The sequence below is a fragment of the Saccharopolyspora erythraea genome (genome assembly GCF_018141105.1).
In the GTDB taxonomy this organism is placed as follows: Bacteria; Actinomycetota; Actinomycetes; order Mycobacteriales; family Pseudonocardiaceae; genus Saccharopolyspora_D; species Saccharopolyspora_D erythraea_A.
Genome location: NZ_CP054839.1, coordinates 6,794,287 through 6,814,298, shown reverse-complemented (window position 1 = coordinate 6,814,298; position 20,012 = coordinate 6,794,287). Strand labels below are relative to the sequence as shown.

General features: G+C 72.0%; 17 protein-coding genes. 13 read left to right on the top strand and 4 right to left on the bottom strand.

Annotated features, from left to right (window positions below):
• Positions 1–4 precede the first annotated feature (4 nt).
• Positions 5–193 (bottom strand): hypothetical protein, encoded by a 189-nt coding sequence (locus tag HUO13_RS30445; RefSeq protein WP_211898383.1) that lies wholly within the window; start codon positions 191–193, stop codon positions 5–7.
• Between the two features lie 24 nt (positions 194–217).
• Between HUO13_RS30445 and HUO13_RS30440 the strand changes: the two genes are divergently transcribed.
• From HUO13_RS30440 to smc, 3 genes are all read left to right on the top strand, one after another.
• On the top strand, positions 218–598 hold the full coding sequence (locus tag HUO13_RS30440) for a hypothetical protein (protein ID WP_211898382.1): 381 nt from the start codon (positions 218–220) through the stop codon (positions 596–598).
• A gap of 286 nt (positions 599–884) precedes the next feature.
• The gene (locus HUO13_RS30435; protein WP_009947591.1) at positions 885–1,169 is read left to right on the top strand and encodes an acylphosphatase; all 285 of its coding nucleotides are present in this window, start codon (positions 885–887) and stop codon (positions 1,167–1,169) included.
• Positions 1,170–1,274: 105 nt separating this feature from the next.
• Positions 1,275–5,156: a chromosome segregation protein SMC gene (smc, locus tag HUO13_RS30430; protein WP_211898381.1), complete on the top strand. Its 3,882-nt coding sequence runs from the start codon at positions 1,275–1,277 to the stop codon at positions 5,154–5,156.
• A 3-nt stretch (positions 5,157–5,159) separates the two neighbouring features.
• On the opposite strand, the gene HUO13_RS30425 is transcribed toward smc, so the two are convergent.
• The gene (locus tag HUO13_RS30425) at positions 5,160–5,555 is read right to left on the bottom strand and encodes a hypothetical protein (RefSeq protein ID WP_211898380.1); all 396 of its coding nucleotides are present in this window, start codon (positions 5,553–5,555) and stop codon (positions 5,160–5,162) included.
• Positions 5,556–5,741: 186 nt separating this feature from the next.
• Between HUO13_RS30425 and HUO13_RS30420 the strand changes: the two genes are divergently transcribed.
• Positions 5,742–6,374 carry a hypothetical protein gene (locus HUO13_RS30420; RefSeq protein ID WP_211898379.1) on the top strand — a complete coding sequence of 211 codons (633 nt, stop codon included), beginning with the start codon at positions 5,742–5,744 and terminating at the stop codon, positions 6,372–6,374.
• A 57-nt stretch (positions 6,375–6,431) separates the two neighbouring features.
• Here the strand turns inward: HUO13_RS30420 and HUO13_RS30415 are convergent, their stop codons facing one another.
• Positions 6,432–7,937: a sodium:solute symporter gene (locus tag HUO13_RS30415; protein WP_211898378.1), complete on the bottom strand. Its 1,506-nt coding sequence runs from the start codon at positions 7,935–7,937 to the stop codon at positions 6,432–6,434.
• A complete protein-coding gene (locus HUO13_RS30410; RefSeq protein WP_211898377.1) occupies positions 7,924–9,129 on the bottom strand; it encodes an anhydro-N-acetylmuramic acid kinase in 1,206 nt (401 codons plus the stop codon). The genes HUO13_RS30415 and HUO13_RS30410 overlap by 14 nt, the downstream gene beginning before the upstream one ends.
• A 226-nt stretch (positions 9,130–9,355) precedes the next feature.
• On the opposite strand from HUO13_RS30410, the gene ftsY reads away from it, so the two are divergent.
• The 9 genes from ftsY to HUO13_RS30365 all read left to right on the top strand — a co-directional run bounded on the left by ftsY (position 9,356) and on the right by HUO13_RS30365 (position 19,880).
• Positions 9,356–10,861 carry a signal recognition particle-docking protein FtsY gene (gene ftsY / locus HUO13_RS30405; protein ID WP_211898376.1) on the top strand — a complete coding sequence of 502 codons (1,506 nt, stop codon included), beginning with the start codon at positions 9,356–9,358 and terminating at the stop codon, positions 10,859–10,861.
• A 152-nt stretch (positions 10,862–11,013) separates the two neighbouring features.
• Entirely contained in the window at positions 11,014–11,769 is a 756-nt protein-coding gene (locus tag HUO13_RS30400; protein WP_249124185.1) for a D-Ala-D-Ala carboxypeptidase family metallohydrolase, read from the top strand.
• A 135-nt stretch (positions 11,770–11,904) separates the two neighbouring features.
• On the top strand, positions 11,905–12,627 hold the full coding sequence (locus HUO13_RS30395) for a FadR/GntR family transcriptional regulator (protein WP_211898375.1): 723 nt from the start codon (positions 11,905–11,907) through the stop codon (positions 12,625–12,627).
• Entirely contained in the window at positions 12,624–13,841 is a 1,218-nt protein-coding gene (locus HUO13_RS30390; protein ID WP_211898374.1) for a CynX/NimT family MFS transporter, read from the top strand. Before HUO13_RS30395 ends, HUO13_RS30390 begins: the two co-directional genes overlap by 4 nt.
• Positions 13,842–13,963: 122 nt before the next feature.
• The gene (locus HUO13_RS30385) at positions 13,964–15,301 is read left to right on the top strand and encodes an ammonium transporter (protein ID WP_211898373.1); all 1,338 of its coding nucleotides are present in this window, start codon (positions 13,964–13,966) and stop codon (positions 15,299–15,301) included.
• Complete coding sequence (locus tag HUO13_RS30380) at positions 15,298–15,636, top strand: P-II family nitrogen regulator (protein WP_211898372.1); 339 nt, start codon at positions 15,298–15,300, stop codon at positions 15,634–15,636. Before HUO13_RS30385 ends, HUO13_RS30380 begins: the two co-directional genes overlap by 4 nt.
• Before the next feature lie 355 nt (positions 15,637–15,991).
• The gene (locus HUO13_RS30375) at positions 15,992–16,942 is read left to right on the top strand and encodes a glycoside hydrolase family 6 protein (RefSeq protein WP_249124184.1); all 951 of its coding nucleotides are present in this window, start codon (positions 15,992–15,994) and stop codon (positions 16,940–16,942) included.
• A 325-nt stretch (positions 16,943–17,267) separates the two neighbouring features.
• Positions 17,268–17,849, top strand: a complete 582-nt coding sequence (locus HUO13_RS30370) for an AAA family ATPase (RefSeq protein WP_211898371.1) — start codon at positions 17,268–17,270, stop codon at positions 17,847–17,849.
• 294 nt (positions 17,850–18,143) lie between these two features.
• Positions 18,144–19,880, top strand: a complete 1,737-nt coding sequence (locus tag HUO13_RS30365) for a DEAD/DEAH box helicase (protein ID WP_211898370.1) — start codon at positions 18,144–18,146, stop codon at positions 19,878–19,880.
• Positions 19,881–20,012: the final 132 nt, after the last annotated feature.

Here is a 20,012-nt window from a genome sequence, read left to right as displayed (position 1 = left end):
GGCGCTACCGCTTGGCGGCCTCTTCGCGGACCTCGTCGGGAATCCGTCCGGTGTGGTCGATCGGCGTCCACAGCTCGCTGCGCACCCACTGCGAGCCGCATCCCCGGCACGCCAGCAGCGGCAGCCCGTCCAGGGTCGCGGGCGTGCGGTGCCAGGAGCACAGCGACCGGCAGGCGTGGATCGCGAGTCCCATCAGCCGGTCGCGCTGCTCGGCCCGGTGTTAGTGGTGTTCGGGCCGGTGTGCGAGCTGGTGGTCGGCTCGTGGGAAGTCGTTGGCGGCGGCGGGTCGTTCGAGGTCGTGGTGGTCGGCGGCGGGTCGTTCGAGGTGGGCGTCGTCGTCGGAATGGTCTCGGTCGGACGCGTTCCCGGAGGCGGTGGCACCGGATCGCCGGGACTGCTCGGCAGGCCGGGAGCGTCCGGGGAGGTCGACGACGTCGTTGACGAGGTCGGGTCTTCGCTGCCGGAGGTGCTCGACACGACGTCCGAACTGGTCAGCGGCGGCGGGAGCATCGGCGGCGGCGTGGTCCAGGTGAGCGAGGGAGCGCGCGACGACGTCGGGTCGAGCACGATGTCCGGTGTCGCGTCGGTGTGGCGCTGACTGCCGAAGGCCATCGCCGCGATCGTGGCGAAGCCGGTGGCGATCACCATCCCGGAGGTCGCCAGCACCACCAGGCGTTTCGGGCGGGCGTCCGGGTCTTCCAGCGGTATCGGGTCCATCGCCTGTCCTGCTCTCCTCGGATCTGCGCAAAACCCCGCGTTGGCAACGGATACCGTACTGATCGCCGCAACCCCGTCCCCGCCCGACCGCCGGGTGCGGGCGTTTCCGCAGGTCCGTACCACCCTGGCAGGTAGAGCGGCGGGCCGGTGCGGCATCATGGTCGGCCGTGACGGACGCACAGCAGGCACGGCTGACGGCATGGGTGCACGGCAGGGTGCAGGGCGTCGGGTTCCGCTGGTGGACCCGGGCCAGGGCGCTGGAGCTGGGACTCGCCGGCAGCGCGACCAACCTGCCGGGCAACCGGGTGGAAGTGGTCGCCGAAGGACCGCGCGAGTCGTGCGAACGGCTGCTGGAGGCTCTGCGCTCGCCGGACACCCCCGGCGACGTCGACCACGTCGCGGAGCAGTGGTCGGAGCCGAAAGGCGGCTTGACCGGATTCGTGGAGCGCTGAGAACACGAGCGGTTCTGCGGGGTCGAGAGCGCGTTCGCGGGTAGGCTCCTCCGGACGTGGTAGCGCCGAACGGGCGCCTGACATGCGGGAAGGTCGATCGAAGCCGTGCACCTGAAGAGCCTGACCCTCAAGGGTTTCAAGTCCTTCGCATCGGCCACCACGCTGCGCTTCGAACCCGGCATCACCTGCGTCGTCGGCCCGAACGGCTCCGGCAAGTCCAACGTGCTCGACGCGCTGCGCTGGGTGATGGGAGAGCAGGGGGCCAAGGACCTGCGCGGCGGCAAGATGGAGGACGTCATCTTCGCCGGTACCGCGGGCCGCGCCCCGCTGGGCCGCGCCGAGGTCACGCTGACCATCGACAACTCCGACGGCGCGCTGCCGATCGAGTACACCGAGGTCTCCATCACCCGCCGGATGTTCCGCGACGGCGCCAGCGAGTACGAGATCAACGGCAACTCGTGCCGGCTGATGGACGTGCAGGAACTGCTGTCGGACTCCGGTATCGGCCGCGAGATGCACGTCATCGTCGGTCAGGGCCAGCTCGCGAACATCCTGCAGGCAAAGCCCGACGAGCACCGCAGGCTGATCGAGGAGGCCGCGGGCGTCCTGAAGCACCGCAAGCGCAAGGAAAAGGCGCTGCGCAAGCTCGACGCGATGCAGGCCAACCTCACCCGCCTGACCGACCTGACCAGCGAGCTGCGCAGGCAGCTCAAACCGCTGGGCAAGCAGGCCGAGATCGCCCGAAAGGCGCAGACGGTGCAGGCCGACCTGCGCGACGCGCGGCTGCGTCTCATCGCCGACGACCTGGTCAACGCGCGCGCCGAACTGGCGCGCGACGAGGCCGACCAGGAGACCGCGAAGGCCAAGCGCGCCGAGGTCGAGCGCGCTCTGCAGTTCGCGCAGTCGGAGGAGAAGACGCTGGAGGAGAACCTCGCCGCGGACGCGCCGAGGCTCACCCGCGCCCAGGAGACCTGGTACCGGCTGTCGGCGCTGGAGGAGCGGCTGCACGGCACGCTGCGGCTGGCCGCCGAACGCCACCGCCACCTGACCGCGCAGACCGCCGAGCAGCGCACCGGCCGCGACCCGGAGCAGCTGGAGGCCGAGGCGGAGGAGGCCGCCGAGCAGGAGATCGAGCTGCGCGAGGAGATGGAGCGGGCCCGCGAGGTGCTGTCGGAGGTCGTGCGGCGCCGCTCGGAGCTGGAGTCCTCGCTCAAGGCCGCCGAGCAGGCGCACATGGCGGCGGTCCGGGCCATCGCCGACCGCAGGGAGGGCGCGGCGCGGCTGGCCGGTCAGGTCGAGTCGATGCGCAGCAAGGCCGGCGCCACCGCCGACGAGATAGAGCGGCTGTCCACCTCGCTGGCCGAGGCGGAGGAGCGCGCCGAGGTCGCCGAGCGCGCCGTTGCCGACGCGGAGGAGGAGAGCGACGGCTACGACTCCGACGACGCGGGTCTGGAGGACCGGCGCGCGACCGCCGCGGAGGCGCGCGACGCGGCGCGGGCGCGCGTCGAGGAGCTGGTGCGCGCCGAGCGCGCCACCGAGCGCGAGATCGCGTCGTGGAAGGCGCGCGTGGAGGCGCTGTCGATGGGGCTGCGCCGCAAGGACGGCGCGGGCGCGCTGCTTGCCGCGGGGGACCGGGTGCCGGGCCTGCTCGGCTCCGTCGCTGCGCTGCTGACCGTGGAGCCAGGTGCGGAGGCCGCGCTGGCGGCGGCGCTCGGCGCGGTGGCCGACGCGGTCGCGGTGAGCGGCGTCGGCGACGCGGTGGCCGCCCTGGAGCTGCTGCGCTCCGACGACGCGGGCCAGGCGGGCGTCCTGGTCGGAGGCTCCACTGTGGAGGGTGACCGGTCGGCGTGGCCTGCGCTGGACGGCTCCGCGCGCTGGGCGGTCGACCTGGTGCGGGCCCCTGACGGCCTGCAACCCGCGGTCACCGCTGTGCTCGACCGGATGGCCGTGGTCGACGACCTGGCCACCGCGCGCGAGCTGGTCGGCAGGCATCCCGAGGTCCGCGCGGTCACCAGCACCGGCGACGTGCTCGGCGGGCACTGGGCGACCGGCGGATCCGCCGACGGCCAGAGCGTCATCGAGGTGCAGGCCGCGGTCGACGAGGCGGAGAGCGAGCTGGCCGCCGCCGAGCGCAGGCTCGAACAGCACGCCGCCGCGCTGGAAGGCGCGCGAGCCGAGGAGGAGGCCCGGCGCGACGAGGTCCGGGCCATCAAGGACCAGATAAACGAGGCCAAGGTCCGCCGCGCGCGCAGCACCGAACGCCTCTCCAGCCTGCAGAAGGCCGCTCGCTCCGCCACCGGCGAGGTCGAGCGCGTGCGCGTCCAGCGCACCAACGTCGAGCGCTCCCGCGAGGACGCCCTGGTCAAGCTCGCCGACCTGGAGGAGCGGCTGGCCGCGGTCAAGTCCGAGCAGGAGGAGCAGGCCGAGCCCGACACCGGCGAGCGCGACCGGCTCAACGCCGAGCTGACCGCCGTCCGCCAGGAGGAGATGGACGCCCGGCTCGGGCAGCGCACCGCCGAGGAGCGGGCCCGCGCCGTGCAGGGCCGCGCCGACCAGCTCCGCCGCGCGGCGCGGCACGAGCGCGAGGCGCGGGCGCGCGCCGAAGCCGCGCGCCGGGCGCGGGAGCGCGGCGCGCGGGTGGCCAAGGCTGTCGTCGAGGGCAGCGAGACGGCGCTCGAGCGCATCGCCGCGTCGCTGCGGAGCGCGACGCAGGAGCGCGACACCGCGCAGGCGCAGCAGAGCGAGCACGAGCAGGCGCTCGGTGCGGTGCGGGCGCGGGTGCGGGAGCTCTCCGGAGAGCTGGAGAAACTCGTCGACGCGGTGCACCGCGACGAGGTGGTGCGGGCCGAGCAGCGGCTGCGCATCGAGCAGCTCGAGGTCAAGATCATCGAGGACTTCGGCATCGGTCTCGACGACTTGGTGGACGAGTACGGGCCGACCGTTCCGGTCCCGCCGAGCCCGGCCGAGATCGCCGAGTACGAGGCGGCCAAGGAGCGCGGCGAGCAGGTCAGTGAGCCGCCACCGGTGCCCTTCGACCGGTCCACCCAGGAGCGGCGGGCCAAGCGCGCCGAGAAGGACCTCTCGCTGCTGGGCAAGGTGAACCCGCTGGCGCTCGAGGAGTTCGCGGCGCTGGAGGAGCGCTACAAGTTCCTGTCCACCCAGCTGGAGGACCTCAAGGCGACCCGGCGCGACCTGCTCGACGTGGTCAAGGAGGTCGACGAGAAGATCCTGGAGGTCTTCAGCTCGGCGTTCCACGACGTGGCCGCGGAGTTCGAGAAGGTCTTCACCGTGCTGTTCCCCGGCGGTGCCGGGAAGCTGGTGCTCACCGAGCCCGACGACCTGCTCACCACCGGCGTCGAGGTCGAGGCCCGCCCGCCGGGCAAGAAGGTCAAGCGGCTGTCGCTGCTCTCCGGTGGCGAGAAGTCGCTGACGGCGGTGGCCATGCTGGTCTCGATCTTCCGCGCCCGGCCCTCGCCGTTCTACGTGCTCGACGAGGTCGAGGCGGCACTGGACGACACCAACCTGCGCAGGCTGATCACGCTGCTGGACCTGCTGCGCGAGACCTCGCAGCTGATCATCATCACCCACCAGAAGCCGACGATGGAGATCGCCGACGCCCTCTACGGCGTCACCATGCGCGGCGACGGCATCACCACCGTGATCTCGCAGCGGCTGCGGGCTGGCAAGGCGGGCAAGTCGTCGGCGCCTGCGGGCGGGGAGAGCGATGATGCCGCCGAAGCGGCTCCCGCGACGGCGGTGGAGTCGCCGTCGGCCGACGCCGAGGAATCCGACAGCGCTGCGGAGGAATCCGACGTCACCGCCGCGGAGTCCGATGGGACGGCCGACGTGGCTGCGGCGGAGTCCGACGGGCCTGCGGATGTCGCTGCGGTGGAATCCGATGGGACGGCCGCCGAATCCGACGCTGGTCCCGCGGAATCATCCGAGCCGGGCGAACTCGGCGCCGCTCCGGCCGATCCCCTGCGATGACGGTCAGAAGGGCTGGGTCGCGCCGTAGGTGATGACCCCGGCGACCAGCGCGGCCAGGAAAAGCACAGCCCAGTGCGGCAGGTTGCGCAGCGCGGTCGCCGCGCCCCGCTCCGGACGCCCCGCCACGTGCACGACGCCGGCGGGCAGGATGCGCTGCGGCGACGCGCGGTTCCAGACCACCGGGCGGGCCAGCTCCGACCGGCACAGCTCGCACTCGGCGACGTGGGTCCGCACGGTCAGCCACTCGACGCCGTCGAGCATTCCCGCGGAGTAGGCCGCCAGCCGCCCGCGGACGTCCTCGTGCTCTCCGGGGTCGCTGACCTCGGCCGGTTCGCCGGGTTGCCAGACCGAGCCGATCGCGCCGCGCTCCTCGAGTTCACCGCGCTGATTGCTGTTCACTCCGACCCCGTCCCGACGACGCCAACCGACCTGGCGATCATTGTTCACCGACGTCGGGAAGAATCCGCCGAAGTGCGGGCCCCTCAGCCGAGTGACTCACACTGCGCAACCAGCTCCCGTCGATCGAGCGTCCCACTGAGGCATTAGTGTGTGCGCCGCGTTCGTGTTCATGCAGGAGGCCCCACCATGACCAACCCGTACGGCCCGCCTCCGGGCAACCAGCCGTATCCGCCGCCAGGACAGCCCTACCCGCAGCCCGGCCAGCCGGCGCCGCAGCCGGGCGGCTACGCGCCGCAGTCCGGCCCGCAGCCGATGCCCCCCGCGCCGCAGCAGGGCGGTTACCCGCAGCAGCCCGGCATGCCGCCGGGACAGCCGATGGGACAGCAGCCGATGGGCAACCCGCCGATGGGGCCGCAGATGGCTCCGCCGCCGCCCGGCATGGGCAGGGTCGTGCTCGACTCGTCCTACTTCGTGCTGGCGTTCATCCTGGCGCTGTTCAAGCCGGGCATCACCATCAACGGCCAGCCCGGGCCGGTCGCGACCTGGGGCAAGACCGTCATCGACCTGCCGCCCGGCCAGTACCAGATCCAGGTGCACGTCAACTACCTGTGGAAGTTCGGCCATGCGGTCGCGGTCGTGCCGGTCAACGCGGGCCAGCAGGTCGACGTCTACTACAAGGCTCCCGCGATCGCCTTCGGCGAGGGCAACATCGGCCCGGTCCCGCAGGAGGTCCCCAACCTCGCGCTGACGCTGGTGCTCGCCATCGGCGTCCCGGTGCTCATCCTGCTGCTGGGCTTCCTGCCGCTGCTGATGATGTGAGACGCCGAGGCGCACGGATCACGTGCGCCTCGGCCGGATTCGCGGTCGCGCCGCCGGTCAGGCGGGCTCTTCCTCCACGACGGGTTGTTCCGGAGGCGCGACCGGACGCCGGTGCCGCAGCGACAGCAGGCCGCCCACGAGCAGCGTCACGACGACGCCGACCGGCGTGTACCAGGGGAAGGCCAGCGACGCCTGGCCGCCTTCGCCGTCGGGGAAGGTCACGCCCAGGATCACCACGCCCATCACCGCGACCGTGACCACGAACGCGATCACGCCGTCGGACTGGCGCGCCCGCTTCACCAGCAGCCCCAGGAAGAAGGCGCCCAGCAGCGCGCCGTAGGTGTAGCCGGTGACGCTCAGACCGAGCTCGATCACCGGATTCTCGGTGTCGGTGAACATCGAGGCGAACGCGAACAGCGCCACGCCCCAGATCAGCACCCAGATCTTGGCCTGCCGCAGCACCGCGGCGTCGTCGAGCACGCGGGTTGTGAGCCGCTGGTAGATGTCGGTGACCGTGGAGGTCGCCAGCGAGTTCAGCGACGAGCTCATGGCCGCGGCGAGGATGCCGGCGATGAGCAGTCCGGCGATGCCGGGCGGCATCTCGGTGACGATGAAGGTCGGGAACAGGTCGTCGTTGGTGGCCATTCCCATCTCCTTGGGCGCCACCCCGTTGTAGAACGACCACAGCATGGTGCCGATCAGCAGGAACAGGCCGAACTGGAAGAACACCAGCACGCCGCTGCCGATCAGCGCGGTGCGGCTGGCTCGCAGCGTCCTGGTGGCCAGCAGCCGCTGCACGATGAGCTGGTCGGCGCCGTGCGAGGCCATCGACAGCATCGCGCCGCCGACCACCGCGGTGATGAAGGCGTAGGGCTCGGTCAGCACCGAACCGGAGAAGTCGAACAGCTGGAACTTGCCCTCGTTGATCGCGGTCTCGAACCAGTCGCCGGGCAGCCGTCCGGCCAGCAGGTAGACCGCGATCAGCCCGCCCGCGACGTAGAGGACCATCTGGAACGCGTCGACCCACACCACGGCCCGGGTGCCGCCCAGGTAGGTGTAGAGCACCGTGATGATCGTGATCACCAGGATGATCTGCCAGAACGCCACGTCGAAGCCCGCCGCCGAGAGCATCACCTTCACCGGGATCGCGGTGGCGAACAGCCGCACGCCGTCGGCCAGCAGCCGGGTCACCAGGAACGTCGCCGACGCGGTGCCCTGCACGCCGGGCCCGAACCGCTTGCCCAGGTAGGCGTAGGCGGTGACCAGTTCACCCTCGTAGTAGCGGGGCAGCAGGACGAACGCCACCACGATCCGGCCCAGCAGGTAGCCGATCGCGATCTGCAGGAACGTGAAGGAGCCGAGGTAGGCCACGGTGGGCGTGCTGATCACCGTCAGCGTGGAGGTCTCGGTGGCCACGATCGCGAAGCAGACCGCCCACGAGGGCATGTTGCGGTCGCTGACGAAGAAGTCCTTGGAGGTTCGCTGCTTGCCCGCGAGCAGCACGCCGATGATCGGGACCAGGATCAGGTACCCGACGATGATGGTGACGTCAACGGGATGCACAGGGCCTCCACTCTTGCTGTGGGCGAAGGATTCGCAGGCGCCGTGGTCGAGTCGCGGCGGGTTCGGGGAGCGCGAGCGGGCCGCGGCCCGGCGTGATGCTGCCGAGCAGGCGCGGGCCGTGTGCGCCGGTGGTGCCCGGCACGTTGCCCGGCAATCCGTGCATGGTGAGGAAACCGAGCAGCGCGGTCAAGTAGGCCTCCTTGCCGCCGGCCGGGAACCCGAGCCGGTCGCTCGTGCCCAGTGTGACGTCCCGCTCGGCGAGGTGGTTGCGCAATGCCGACATCAGCGCCGGGTTCGCGGTGCCGCCGCCGGCCGCGACGACCCGCCGCGCGCCGTGGGCGTGGCAGGCGCGGGCGACGGTGACGGCGGTGAGCTCGGTCAGCGTCGCGAGCAGGTCGGCGTCCCCGACCTGCGCGAAGTCGTCGAGCACGCGGGCGAGGTAGGCGGCGTTGAAGTGCTCCTTGCCGGTGGACTTGGGTGCCGGCCGGGCGTAGTAGGGATCGTCCAGCAGGGCCTTGAGCAGGTCGGAGCGCACCGATCCGGCGGCGGCCATCCGGCCGTCGGTGTCGTGGGCCTGGCGGCCTGCCGTGACCAGGTCCGCCGCGGCGTCGATGAGCGCGTTGCCCGGCCCGGTGTCGTAGGACAGCGGCTCCGGACCTCCGACGACGGCGATGTTGGCGATGCCGCCGATGTTGAGCGCGACGCTCACGCCCGGCTCGTCGGCCAGCCACAGCGCGTCGAGCACGCCGGCCAGCGGAGCGCCGTGGCCGCCCGCGGCGACGTCGCGGGCGCGCAGGTCGGAGACGACGGGCAGGCCGGTGCGTTCGGCGATCCAGGCGGGCTGGCCGAGCTGGAGCGTGCCGCGGGCGCGGCCGTCGTCGACCCAGTGGTAGAGCGTCTGCCCGAGGGAGGCGACCAGGTCGGCCCGGCCCCCGGCGAGGTCGGCGATCCCGGCGTCGGCGGCCTCGGCGAAGCAGCGCCCGACCTCGGTGTCGAGTGCGCAGACCTCCGCGGCGGTCGTGCTCGCGGGCGGCAGCGCGGCGAGCAGGCGGGCGCGCAGCTCGGCGGGGTACGGCGACTCGGTGCAGCCCAGCGGGTGCAGCTCGACGGCGTCGCCGGAGAGCGCCAGCTCGCAGGCGGCCACGTCGATGCCGTCCATCGACGTGCCCGAGATGACCCCTACTACCCGCATCAGTGTGGTGTATGCCACCGGCGCGTGAGGCGCAAGCGCCACACGGAGATATTCCGTGAATTCCTCACCGCCGAGTCGCGACGTACTGGTGTTCCGGCCCGCCCCGGCTCCGCGGCGCCGCTACCGCGCGACCGCCGACTCGCCGCCGAGGGACCCGTTCGTCCCGCGCCCTGCTCCCGTGCGGCCTCTCCGCCAGATCGCCTTGAGCAGGTGCGAGGATGGTCGGGTGTCCACCTCGAACGTGATTCTGATCGTCGTCGCCGTACTGGTGGTGCTCGCGATCGCCGTGGTCGCCGGTGTCGTCCTGAGCCGCAGGCGTCGCATCAGCCTGAGCCAGAAGGACGAGGCCGCCGAGGCCCCGGCGAAGGGCGGCGGGTACCGCACGGGTAGCGGTATCAGCCTGTCCAGCGGCGGTGGCGGCGGCACGGCCGCGCCGCCCGCGCACCCCGTGGAGGAGCGCACCGAGGTCGAGGGCCAGCCCGGCGTGGGCGACGACGCCGCGGTGCCCCGGGACACCGAGCGGCGCGGCATCGTCGACGTGCCGTTGCCCGACGGCCCGCCGGCCGCGGACTCCGCGACGGCGGTGGAGGTCCCGGAGCAGGCCGGAACCGCACCCGCGGAGCCGGTCGCCCCGGCCGAGCCGCCGGCGGCCCCGCCCGAGCCGGCCAAGCCCGAGGAGCGAGCGGAGCCCGAGGCTCTGGCTGAGCCCGAGGCGCCCGCCGAGCCGGTCGCTCCAGTCGAGCCCGTCGCGCCGAAGCCCGCCGGGCCCACGGCCGAGGAGCTGGCCGAGGAGATCGAGCCGACCACCGGACGGCTGGAGCGCCTGCGCGGCAGGCTGTCGCGCTCCCGCTCGACGCTGGGCCAGGGCCTGCTCGGCCTGCTCGGCGCCGGTGACCTCGACGAGGACTCCTGGGAGGAGATCGAGGACACCCTCCTGATGGCCGACCTGGGCGCGGCCACGACGACCGAGATCACCGACCGGCTGCGCTCGGAGCTCGCCTCGCGCGGTCTGCGCACGTCGGAACAGGTCCGCGCGCTGCTGCGCGAGGTGCTCGTCGACGCGCTCGGCCCGGACATGCAGCGTTCGGTGCAGGCGCTGCCGCACGGCGAACCTGCCGACGGCGGCAAGCCCGCGGTGGTCCTGGTCGTCGGGGTGAACGGCACCGGCAAGACCACCACCACCGGCAAGCTCGCCCGCGTGCTGGTCGCCGACGGGCGCACCGTGCTGCTCGGTGCGGCCGACACCTTCCGCGCGGCCGCCGTGGAGCAGCTCGCGACGTGGGGCGAGCGCGTCGGTGCCGAGGTCGTGCGCGGCAACGAGGGCGCCGACCCGGCCAGCGTCGCCTTCGAGGCGGTGAGCCGGGGCTCGGACACCGCGGTCGACACCGTCCTGATCGACACCGCGGGCCGCCTGCACACCAAGACCGGCCTGATGGACGAGCTGGGCAAGGTCAAGCGCGTGGTGGAGAAGCGCGCGCAGGTCGACGAGGTGCTGCTGGTCCTCGACGCGACCACCGGCCAGAACGGCCTGACCCAGGCCCGGGTGTTCTCCGACGTCGTCGACGTCACCGGCATCGTGCTGACCAAGCTCGACGGCACCGCCAAGGGCGGCATCGTCTTCCAGGTCCAGCGCGAGCTCGGCGTCCCGGTCAAGCTCGTCGGTCTGGGCGAGGGCCCGGACGATCTGGCCCCGTTCGAGCCCGGGGCCTTCGTGGACGCACTGCTGGGCTGACGCGACCTCCGCACACCGGCCCCCGCGCTCCGACCGAGCGCGGGGGCCGGGTCTTTTCGCTGGGCGCCCTCCGTCCGGTGCGAACATCCGGTGAGCATCACGCGACAAATCTCCCCATTCCGGTGAATTTCGGACATGATCTCCGTGCCCTGATGCCGATCAGGAAGGGGATGTTCATGTCCACAACGCCGGTGAGACTGCTCGCCGCGCTGGCGATGGCCGTGCTCGTGTTCTCCGGGCTGTCGACGGCCACCGCTCCGGAGGCCGCCGCCTACGACTGGAGTCGCGAGCTGCGCGAGGGCCACAGCGGTGCAGACGTCAAGGAGCTGCAGATCAGGGTCGCCGGTTGGGCGGCCGACAGCGCGCAGAAGACCCACGTGGCGGTCGACGGCCAGTTCGGGCCGGGGACGAAGGCGGCGGTCGTGCGCTTCCAGAGGGCCTACGGCCTCGCGGGCAGCGGGGTGGTCGACAGCGCCACGCAGCAGAAGCTGAACGCGCTGGAGGACTCCGACGGCTCGACCGCGCACTTCGAGTTCGCCGAGTTCCACTCCAAGGACGGTGCCGGCTTCAACGGCGGAAACGTCGGCGCGGCCACCGTCAAGGAGAACGTGCGGCGGCTGATGTACAAGCTGGAGGCCATCCGCAAGAAGGCGGGCGACGCCCCGATCACCGTCAACTCCGGCTTCCGCAGCAAGGCGCACAACCAGAGCGTCGGCGGCGCGCCCAACAGCCAGCACACCTACGGCATCGCCGCCGACATCGTGGTCAGCGGCAGGACGGTCAGCCAGACCATCGGCTACGCCCAGACCTCCGGTCTGTCCGGCATCATCCGCTACAGCAGCTTCACCCACGTCGACAGCCGCGTCGAGTACAGCTACGGCGCGAACTCCTGGTACTGGGCCGTGTGATCGCCCGCCGGGCGATGTGATCGTGCGGGTCCAGGGCACTGGCGCCCTGGACCCGACCGCAACCACCTCGACCAAGATTTGTCTGACGACTGATGTCTGACCTATGATCCGGCCGGTAGCCGGGAGGTGAGGCAGATGCGGTCCGTGGGCAGGCGCTCGTCGGTGGACGAGGTGATCTCGCAGTTCAACGAGCAGCTGACCAGTGGCGAGTGGAAGCCTGGTGAGCGCATTCCGACCGAGCAGGAGCTCGGCGCCGAGCTGGGCGTCAGCCGCGCCGTCGTGCGCGAGGCGGTCCGCGCGCTCGCGCACCTCGGGGTGCTGGAGAGCAGGCAGGGTGCCGGCACGTTCGTCGTGAGCGCCGCCGACCCGACGCCGATGCTGCGGCAGCTGCGGCTGGCCGAGGTCCGCGACGTCTTCGAGGTGCAGCTCGCCTACGACGTGCAGGCCGCGCGGCTGGCCGCGATGCGCCGCGACGACGCCGACGTCCGGCGGCTGCGCGAGCTGCTGGAGCACCGCGACCGCGCGGAGACGCCGGACGAGTTCGGTGCGGCCGATGCCGACTTCCACTGCGCCGTCGTGGAGGTCGCGCAAAACCCGCTGCTCCTGGAGATGTACCGGTACCTGCTCGGGCGCCTCCAGGAAGGGCTGCAGACCCTGCGCTTGCACGCCGACCTGGCCGAGGCGGGCCCGCACCCGCACCACGCGCTGCTCGACGCCATCGAGGCGGGCGACCCGGTTGCCGCCGCCGAGGCCGCGCAGGCGGTCATCCAGCCGAGCCTGACGTCGCTCGGCGGTGTGCTCGACGGAAGCCGGGCCACCAACCAACAGAGCAAACACGTCCCGGAAGGAGACCGGTGAGCACTGAGTCCGCGACGCGCGCGCCGAGGGGCGCGCAGACCGTGGCGACGCTGGCCCTGATCGTGCTGGTGGCGCTGGCGCTGCGGCCCCCGGTGACGGCGGTGGCGCCGCTGCTGGAGGCCATCCAGCGAGACCTGCAGGTCTCCGCCGCCTTCGGCGGCGTGCTGACCACGCTGCCGGTGGTGTGCCTGGGAGTGTTCGCGTTCGTCGCTCCGAAGCTGCGGCAGCGCTTCTCCGACGAGCGCGTCGTGGTGGGCTGCCTCGTCGTGCTGGTCTTCGGCAACGCGCTGCGCGCGGTCGGCTCGGCGGTGGCGCTGCTGGCGGGCACGGTGATCGCGGGCGCCGGGATCGCGGTCGCCAACGTCGCGCTGCCCGGGCTGATCAAGCGCGACTTCCCGCACAACGTCCCGGTCGTCACCGCCGCCTACACGGTGTGCCTGACGCTGGGCGGTGCGATGGCGGCCAGCATCGTGGTGCCGCTCGGGCAGGCGCTTGGTTCGCAATGGCGCCTGCCGCTGGGTTCGCTGGCCGTGCCCGCGGTGCTGACGCTGGTGGTCAGCCTGTTCGCGCTGCGCCACACCTCCGGTGCGCGCGCTGCGGCGATCCACCCGGCCGCGCTGCGGCGCAGCCCGCTTGCCTGGCAGGTCACCGCCTTCATGGGCCTGCAGTCGCTGATGGCCTACGTCGTCTTCGGCTGGCTGCCCACGGTCGCGCAGAGCCGCGGCCTGAGTCCGGAGACCGCGGGGCTGTTGCTGGGCGTGCAGGCCGGCATCCAGGCCGTCGGGTCGATGGCGGTTCCGGTGCTGTGCCACCGGCTGCGCGACCAGCGCCTGATCGCGGCCGGGGTCGCGGTGGTGACCGCCGTCGGCTTCACCGGAATCGTGCTGGCACCCGCGCCGGGCGGGGTCTGGGCCTCCACTGTCGTGCTGGGGCTCTCGCAGGGCGCGGCCTTCGGCCTCGCGCTGACGCTGTTCGGCTTCCGCTCGCCGGACAGCGACACCACCGCGGCGCTGTCGGGCATGGCGCAGGGTGCCGGATATCTCATCGCGGCGACCGGTCCGCTGGCCGTCGGGCTGCTGCACGAGTGGTCCGGGAACTGGATCGCGCCGCTGCTGTTCGTGCTCGCCGTCTGCGCTGCTCAGTTCGGTGCCGGAATGCTGGCCGGACGTCCGCTCCAGGTGGATTCGGTGATCCGCCGCGTAACACCCCGTTGACATGACAACGCACCCGTAACAGCCGGAGGCCGTCTTTTCACGCTCCGGAAACAACGGGACGGTTCGCCCGAAACAGGCGTTCCCCATGCTCGCCGCCAACTCGGTCCGCACGGGGAGGCATTGTGAATTCAGGCGACACCGCATGGGTGCTCGTGAGCGCGGCGCTGGTCCTGCTCATGACACCGGGACTGGCGTTCTTCTACGGGGGCATGGTCCGCTCGCGCGGCGTGCTCAACATGCTGATGATGAGCCTCGGCAGCATCGGCGTCGTGGGCGTGCTCTGGGTGCTGTTCGGCTACTCGGCCGCCTTCGGCACCGACATCGGCTCGCTCGGGCTGCTGGGCAACCCGGCGGAGTTCTTCGGGCTCAGCCAGGTCCTCGGTGAGGACGCGGTGTCCGGCACGATCCCGACGCTGGCGTTCGCCGGTTTCCAGGCGATGTTCGCGATCCTGACGGTCGCGCTGATCTCCGGTGCCATCGCCGACCGCGCCCGCTTCGGCCCGTGGCTGCTGTTCGCCGGGCTGTGGGCGACGCTGGTGTACTTCCCGGTCGCGCACTGGGTTTTCGCGTTCGACACCAAGGACGAGGCGGGCAACGTGACCGCGGTCGGCGGCTGGATCGCCAACCGGCTCGCCGCCATCGACTTCGCCGGCGGCACCGCCGTGCACATCAACGCCGGTGCCGCGGCGCTCGCCCTGGTACTGGTGCTCGGCAAGCGCAAGGGCTGGCCGAAGGAGCCCGGCAAGCCGCACAACCTGCCGTTCGTGGTGCTGGGCGCCGGGCTGCTGTGGTTCGGCTGGTTCGGCTTCAACTCCGGCTCCGCGCTGGCGGCCAACGCCACCGCCGCGGTGGTCCTGGTCAACACGCTGGTCGCGACCAGCGCGGCGATGCTCGGCTGGCTGCTGATCGAGCGGATCCGCGACGGGCACGCCACCACGCTGGGTGCCGCGTCGGGCATCGTCGCCGGTCTGGTGGCGATCACCCCGGCCTGCTCGTCGGTGACGCCGCTGGGCGCCATCGCGATCGGCGCGATCACCGGCGCGGTCTGCGCGCTGGCGGTCAGCCTGAAGTACCGCTTCGGCTACGACGACTCGCTCGACGTCGTCGGCGTGCACCTGGTCGGCGGCCTGATGGGCACCCTGCTGGTCGGCCTGTTCGCCTCCGCCGCCGCTCCGGCGGGCGTTGCCGGGCTGTTCTACGGCGGCGGTCTCGACCAGCTTTGGCGCCAGGCGGTCGGAGCGGCCGCGGTGCTGGTTTACTCGTTCGTGCTCAGCCTGGTCATCGCGCTGGTGGTCAAGCTGGTGGTCGGGTTCCGGCTGAGCGAGCAGGACGAGGTCGAGGGCATCGACGAGACCGAACACGCCGAGACCGCCTACCACTTCGGTGACGGGCGTCCGTCGTACCGCTCGCCGGTCCGGACCGACGAGGTGGAGCGCAGGCTGGAGGGCAGCAACGCATGAAGCTGGTGACCGCGATCGTCCAGCCTTCGAAGCTGGACGACCTGAAGGAGGCCCTCGGGCGGCTCGGCGTGCTGGGCATGACCGTCAGCGAGGCCCAGGGCTACGGCAGGCAGAAGGGCCACAAGGAGGTCTACCGGGGTGCGGAGTACTCGGTGGACTTCATCGAGAAGCTGCGGGTGGAGGTCCTCGTGGAGGACTCCACGGTGGACAAGGTGGTCGACGGCATCGTGACCGCCACCCGGACCGGCAAGGTCGGCGACGGCAAGGTCTGGGTGACGGCGGTGGAGTCGGTGGTGCGCGTGCGCACCGGCGATACCGGCGTCGAGGCTCTCTGAGCGGCTGTCGTCGGACTCGCCTTGCTTAGCGGTGCCGGTGGCGGAACCTCAGGCGCCCTCTGGCTCCGGGATCCTTTTCTCACGTATCACCCATACGCCGCGAAAAGGCTGTCCTCGCCAGAGAACGCCTGAGAACCCGCGGCGGTGCCGGTTGCGGGGGCGGGCAAAGCGGCTGCGCCGCTTCGAAGACAGGGACAGGCTCCGCGACGCTTCGAAAGACCGAAGAAGCTCTGAGCCGCGAGCGGGTGCGGACCGTCTGGTCCGCACCCGCTTTTGGCTCCTGTTGGACGATTCCGGGCGTTCGGCCGGGTGTGAAGATCGGTTGATCTTCGTCGACCCGCGTCAAGGGAGCGCCATGCGGACCATTGCTCGCCTGCTCGCCGTCCTCGTCCTGCTGTTCGGTCTGAGCACCACCGGTGCCGCCGCCCCGGCAGGCAACCCGCTGGAGATGACCGACGGCTTCTACGCCGATCCGGCGTCCAACCCCGCGAAATGGGTGCGCGCCAACGCGGGAGATCCCCGCGCCGACGCCATCCGCACCGAGATCGCCGAGAAGCCGGGCGCCCGCTGGTTCGGCGACTGGAACCCCGACGTCGCCGCCGATGTGGGCGGCTACGTCGGCGCCGCCGACGCCGCGGACGAGCTGCCGCTGCTGGTCGCCTACAACATCCCCGGGCGCGACTGCGGCGGCCACTCCGGCGGCGGCGCGGGCAGCCCTGAGGCCTACCGCGCGTGGATCTCGGACTTCGCGGCCGCGATCGGCGACCGGCCCGCGGTGGTCGTCATCGAGCCCGACGCGCTCGCGCAGCTCGACTGCATGCCGGAGGACGAGCGGCCGGTACGCCTGGACCTGCTCTCCTACGCCGCCGCCCAGTTCGCCGAGAAGGCGCCCAACACCTGGGCCTACATGGACGGGGGCAACGCGACGTGGGTCGAGCCGCCGGTGATGGCCGAGCGGCTCCGGGCGATCGGTGTCGAGCGGATCAGGGGTTTCGCGCTCAACGTGTCGAACTACTACACGACCGAGGAGTCGGTGGCCAAGGGCGACGCCATCCGGCAGGCGCTGGGCGGTTCGGCGCTGTTCCTGGTCGACACCAGCCGCAACGGCAACGGCGCCGCGCCCGGCGGGGAGTGGTGCAACCCGGCGGGGCGCGGGCTCGGCGTGCCCAGCCAGGTCGGTGGGGGAGCGGACCTGCTGGTGTGGGCCAAGGTCCCGGGCGACTCCGACGGCGACTGCGGCATCGGCCAGGGCGTTCCCGCGGGCACCTTCAGCCCGGATCTGGCCATGAGCCTGATCAACGGCTGAGGTCGCGGCGCGGACAACCCCTAGGGGCATCTGGGTAGCACTACGCAGACGCACTCAGGGAGGTTCACGGTGCCTGGGGGACCGCCGTCGAAGGCAGACTTCTGGCCAGACGCGACGAGGGGGAAAGAGCCGGAGGGGGCCCCGCCCGCACTGGGGGTCGGGCGGGGAGCAGCCGGCGAAGCCCCGGGGGGACGCGTCTAGGGGGAGGGGCGCCGAGGTGGCTCGTCGAGGGGGCGGGCCACCTCCGGCATTTCCGGCACCGGCACGTGGTGTGGAGCACTCGAGCTCCGAGCGAAGATCACCGAACGCGTAACCTGATGGTGTCGTGGACAAAACGGACGAGCCCTCAGCCTCCAGGCCACCGCCGACGCTGCGCATCGATCGCCGCTCGCTCGTGGTCCTCGCCGGTCTGCCCGGCGCGGGCAAGAGCACGCTGCTGGCCCGGCTGGGCGGCGATCCGAGGTTCTCGACGCTGGACTCCGAGCAGGTCCGCGCGAAGCTGCGCCGAGTCCTGCCCGGCTGGCTGCCCTACCGCTGGTACCGGCCGCTGGTGCACCTCGCACACCGCACCCGGATCGCATGGTGGTGCCTGACCGACCCGAAGCCGGTCATCGCCCACGAGCCCTCCACCCGCACCACCACCCGCGCGATGCTGCTGCTGTTCGGCCGGCTCACCGGGCGGCGCTGCGTCCTGGTCTGGCTGCACGTCGACCCGGCCACCGCGCTGTCCGGCCAGTACGCGCGCGGCAGGCTGATCCGGCGCCGCTCCTTCCAGCTGCACGTCCACCGGGCCGAGCGCTTCCACAGCAGGCTCCTGGCCGAGGGTCCGCCCAGTGGCTGGGACGAGGCCATGGTGTTCACCCGCGACGAGCTCACCGGAGGTGTGCGGGTGCTGGTCCGCGGGTGATGTTCGTCCCGTTGCGGCCACCGGGCTCGGACCCGGTCACGCCGGGTCGCTACCCTGGACAGCCGGTGCACGGGGAAGAGCCCCGTAGCACCAGGCTGAGATCATCGAGCTGCGAGTGACTGGCAACAGTGTGTGTGCGTGTCAGGTGTGCGCGGCTTGAATGCGCGAGCAGCGGTGCAACGTAGCCGCTGCAGGACCTGGCTGTTGCCGACGACGTGAGTGGGCGTTCGAGCAGGGCCGCCATCGCACAGATCAGCCCCCTGACGATCCCCACCTAGGAGACCCGCGTCCAGCATGCCCAGCTTCGATGAGCTCGACCTCGACCCCCGCGTCCTGCAGGTGCTGTCCGAGATCGGCTACGAAACCCCCTCCCCGATCCAGGCGCAGACCATCCCGCCGCTGCTCGAAGGCCATGACGTGATGGGCCTCGCGCAGACCGGCACCGGCAAGACCGCCGCCTTCGCGCTTCCGATCCTCAGCAAGCTCGACCTCGACGCCAAGACACCGCAGGCGCTCGTGCTCGCCCCGACCCGCGAGCTGGCGATCCAGGTCGCCGAGGCGTTCCAGCGCTACGCCGCGCACCTGCCCGGCTTCCACGTGCTGCCGATCTACGGCGGCCAGAGCTACGGCCCGCAGCTGGCCGGGCTCAAGCGCGGCGCGCACGTCGTGGTCGGCACCCCCGGCCGCGTCATCGACCACCTCAACAAGGGCTCGCTCGACCTCACCGGGCTGAAGAACCTGGTGCTCGACGAGGCCGACGAGATGCTGCGGATGGGCTTCATCGAGGACGTCGAGACCATCCTGCAGTCGGTGCCCGAGCAGCGGCAGGTCGCGCTGTTCTCGGCGACCATGCCGCCGGCGATCCGCAAGATCAGCCAGTCCTACCTGAACGAGCCGGTGGAGATCTCGGTCAAGACCAAGACCTCCACCGCCACCAACATCAACCAGCGCCACATCCCGGTGCGCGGCCCGGCCAAGCTCGACGCGCTGACCAGGATCCTCGAGGTCGAGACCTTCGACGCGATGATCGTGTTCGTGCGCACCAAGCAGCTCACCGAGGAGCTCGCCGAGAAGCTGCAGGCTCGCGGGTTCAGCGCGGCGGCGATCAACGGCGACATCCCGCAGGCCGCGCGTGAGCGCACCATCGGCCACCTGCGCGAGGGCCGCGTCGACATCCTGGTGGCCACCGACGTGGCCGCCCGCGGGCTCGACGTCGAGCGCATCTCGCACGTGCTCAACTACGACATCCCGCACGACAGCGAGTCCTACGTGCACCGCATCGGCCGCACCGGCCGGGCGGGCCGCAGCGGCGAGGCGATCCTGTTCGTCTCCCCGCGCGAGCGGCACATGCTGCGCTCCATCGAGAAGGCCACCCGCCAGTCCATCGGCCAGATGGAGCTGCCCAGCATCGAGGCGGTCAACGACCAGCGGCTGGCCAAGTTCGCCCAGGGCATCACCGAGACCCTGGCCAAGGGCGACCTGGAGCTGTTCAAGGGCCTGGTCGAGGAGTACGAGCGCACCCACGACGTGCCCGCCGCCGAGATCGCCGCGGCGCTGGCCAGCATGGTGCAGGGCGACCAGCCGCTGCTGATGGAGCGCGAACCCGAGCCCGAGCCCGCCCGCCGCGGGCGCGACGGCGGGGCCTCGAAGTTCCAGCCGGCGACCAGCGAGACCGAGACCTATCGGGTCGAGGTCGGGCGCCGCAACCGCGTCACCCCCAGCGCGCTGGTCGGCGCCCTGGCCAACGAGGGCGGCCTGCCCAGCAAGCACATCGGCCACATCGACATCCGCGACGGGCACACCCTGATCGAGCTGCCCGCCGACCTGCCGGACGACATGCTGCGCAAGCTGCGCAAGACCCAGGTCGCCGGCCGCGGACTGCGGATCAGCGTGGCCGACGGCGAGTTCGTCGCCCGCCGCCCGCACGGGCCGGGCCGCGACAAGCCGCGCCCGCACCGCAAGGGTCAGCGCTCGCCGGGCTCGTCCCGGGCCGTCGCGGGCAAGCGGCGCGGGGACTTCTCCCGCAGCTGAGCATTCGCCGGCGGTCCTGCCGAGGGCCGCCGGCGCCGTGCTGCTTCCAGCCGCCCGAGCCCCGCCCGGCCCGGGTGCGTGACGCCGCCTCGCGCGTCGAACGCCCGAGCACCGCCCGGGGGGTCTTGCGGG

Coding starts and splice junctions, on each gene's coding strand:
- HUO13_RS30445 (WP_211898383.1), bottom strand. CDS start 193: ATGGGACTCGCGATCCACGCCTGCCGGTCGCTGTGCTCCTGGCACCGC.
- HUO13_RS30420 (WP_211898379.1), top strand. CDS start 5,742: ATGACCAACCCGTACGGCCCGCCTCCGGGCAACCAGCCGTATCCGCCG.
- HUO13_RS30410 (WP_211898377.1), bottom strand. CDS start 9,129: ATGCGGGTAGTAGGGGTCATCTCGGGCACGTCGATGGACGGCATCGAC.
- HUO13_RS30400 (WP_249124185.1), top strand. CDS start 11,014: ATGCCGATCAGGAAGGGGATGTTCATGTCCACAACGCCGGTGAGACTG.
- HUO13_RS30395 (WP_211898375.1), top strand. CDS start 11,905: ATGCGGTCCGTGGGCAGGCGCTCGTCGGTGGACGAGGTGATCTCGCAG.
- HUO13_RS30380 (WP_211898372.1), top strand. CDS start 15,298: ATGAAGCTGGTGACCGCGATCGTCCAGCCTTCGAAGCTGGACGACCTG.
- HUO13_RS30375 (WP_249124184.1), top strand. CDS start 15,992: ATGCGGACCATTGCTCGCCTGCTCGCCGTCCTCGTCCTGCTGTTCGGT.
- HUO13_RS30365 (WP_211898370.1), top strand. CDS start 18,144: ATGCCCAGCTTCGATGAGCTCGACCTCGACCCCCGCGTCCTGCAGGTG.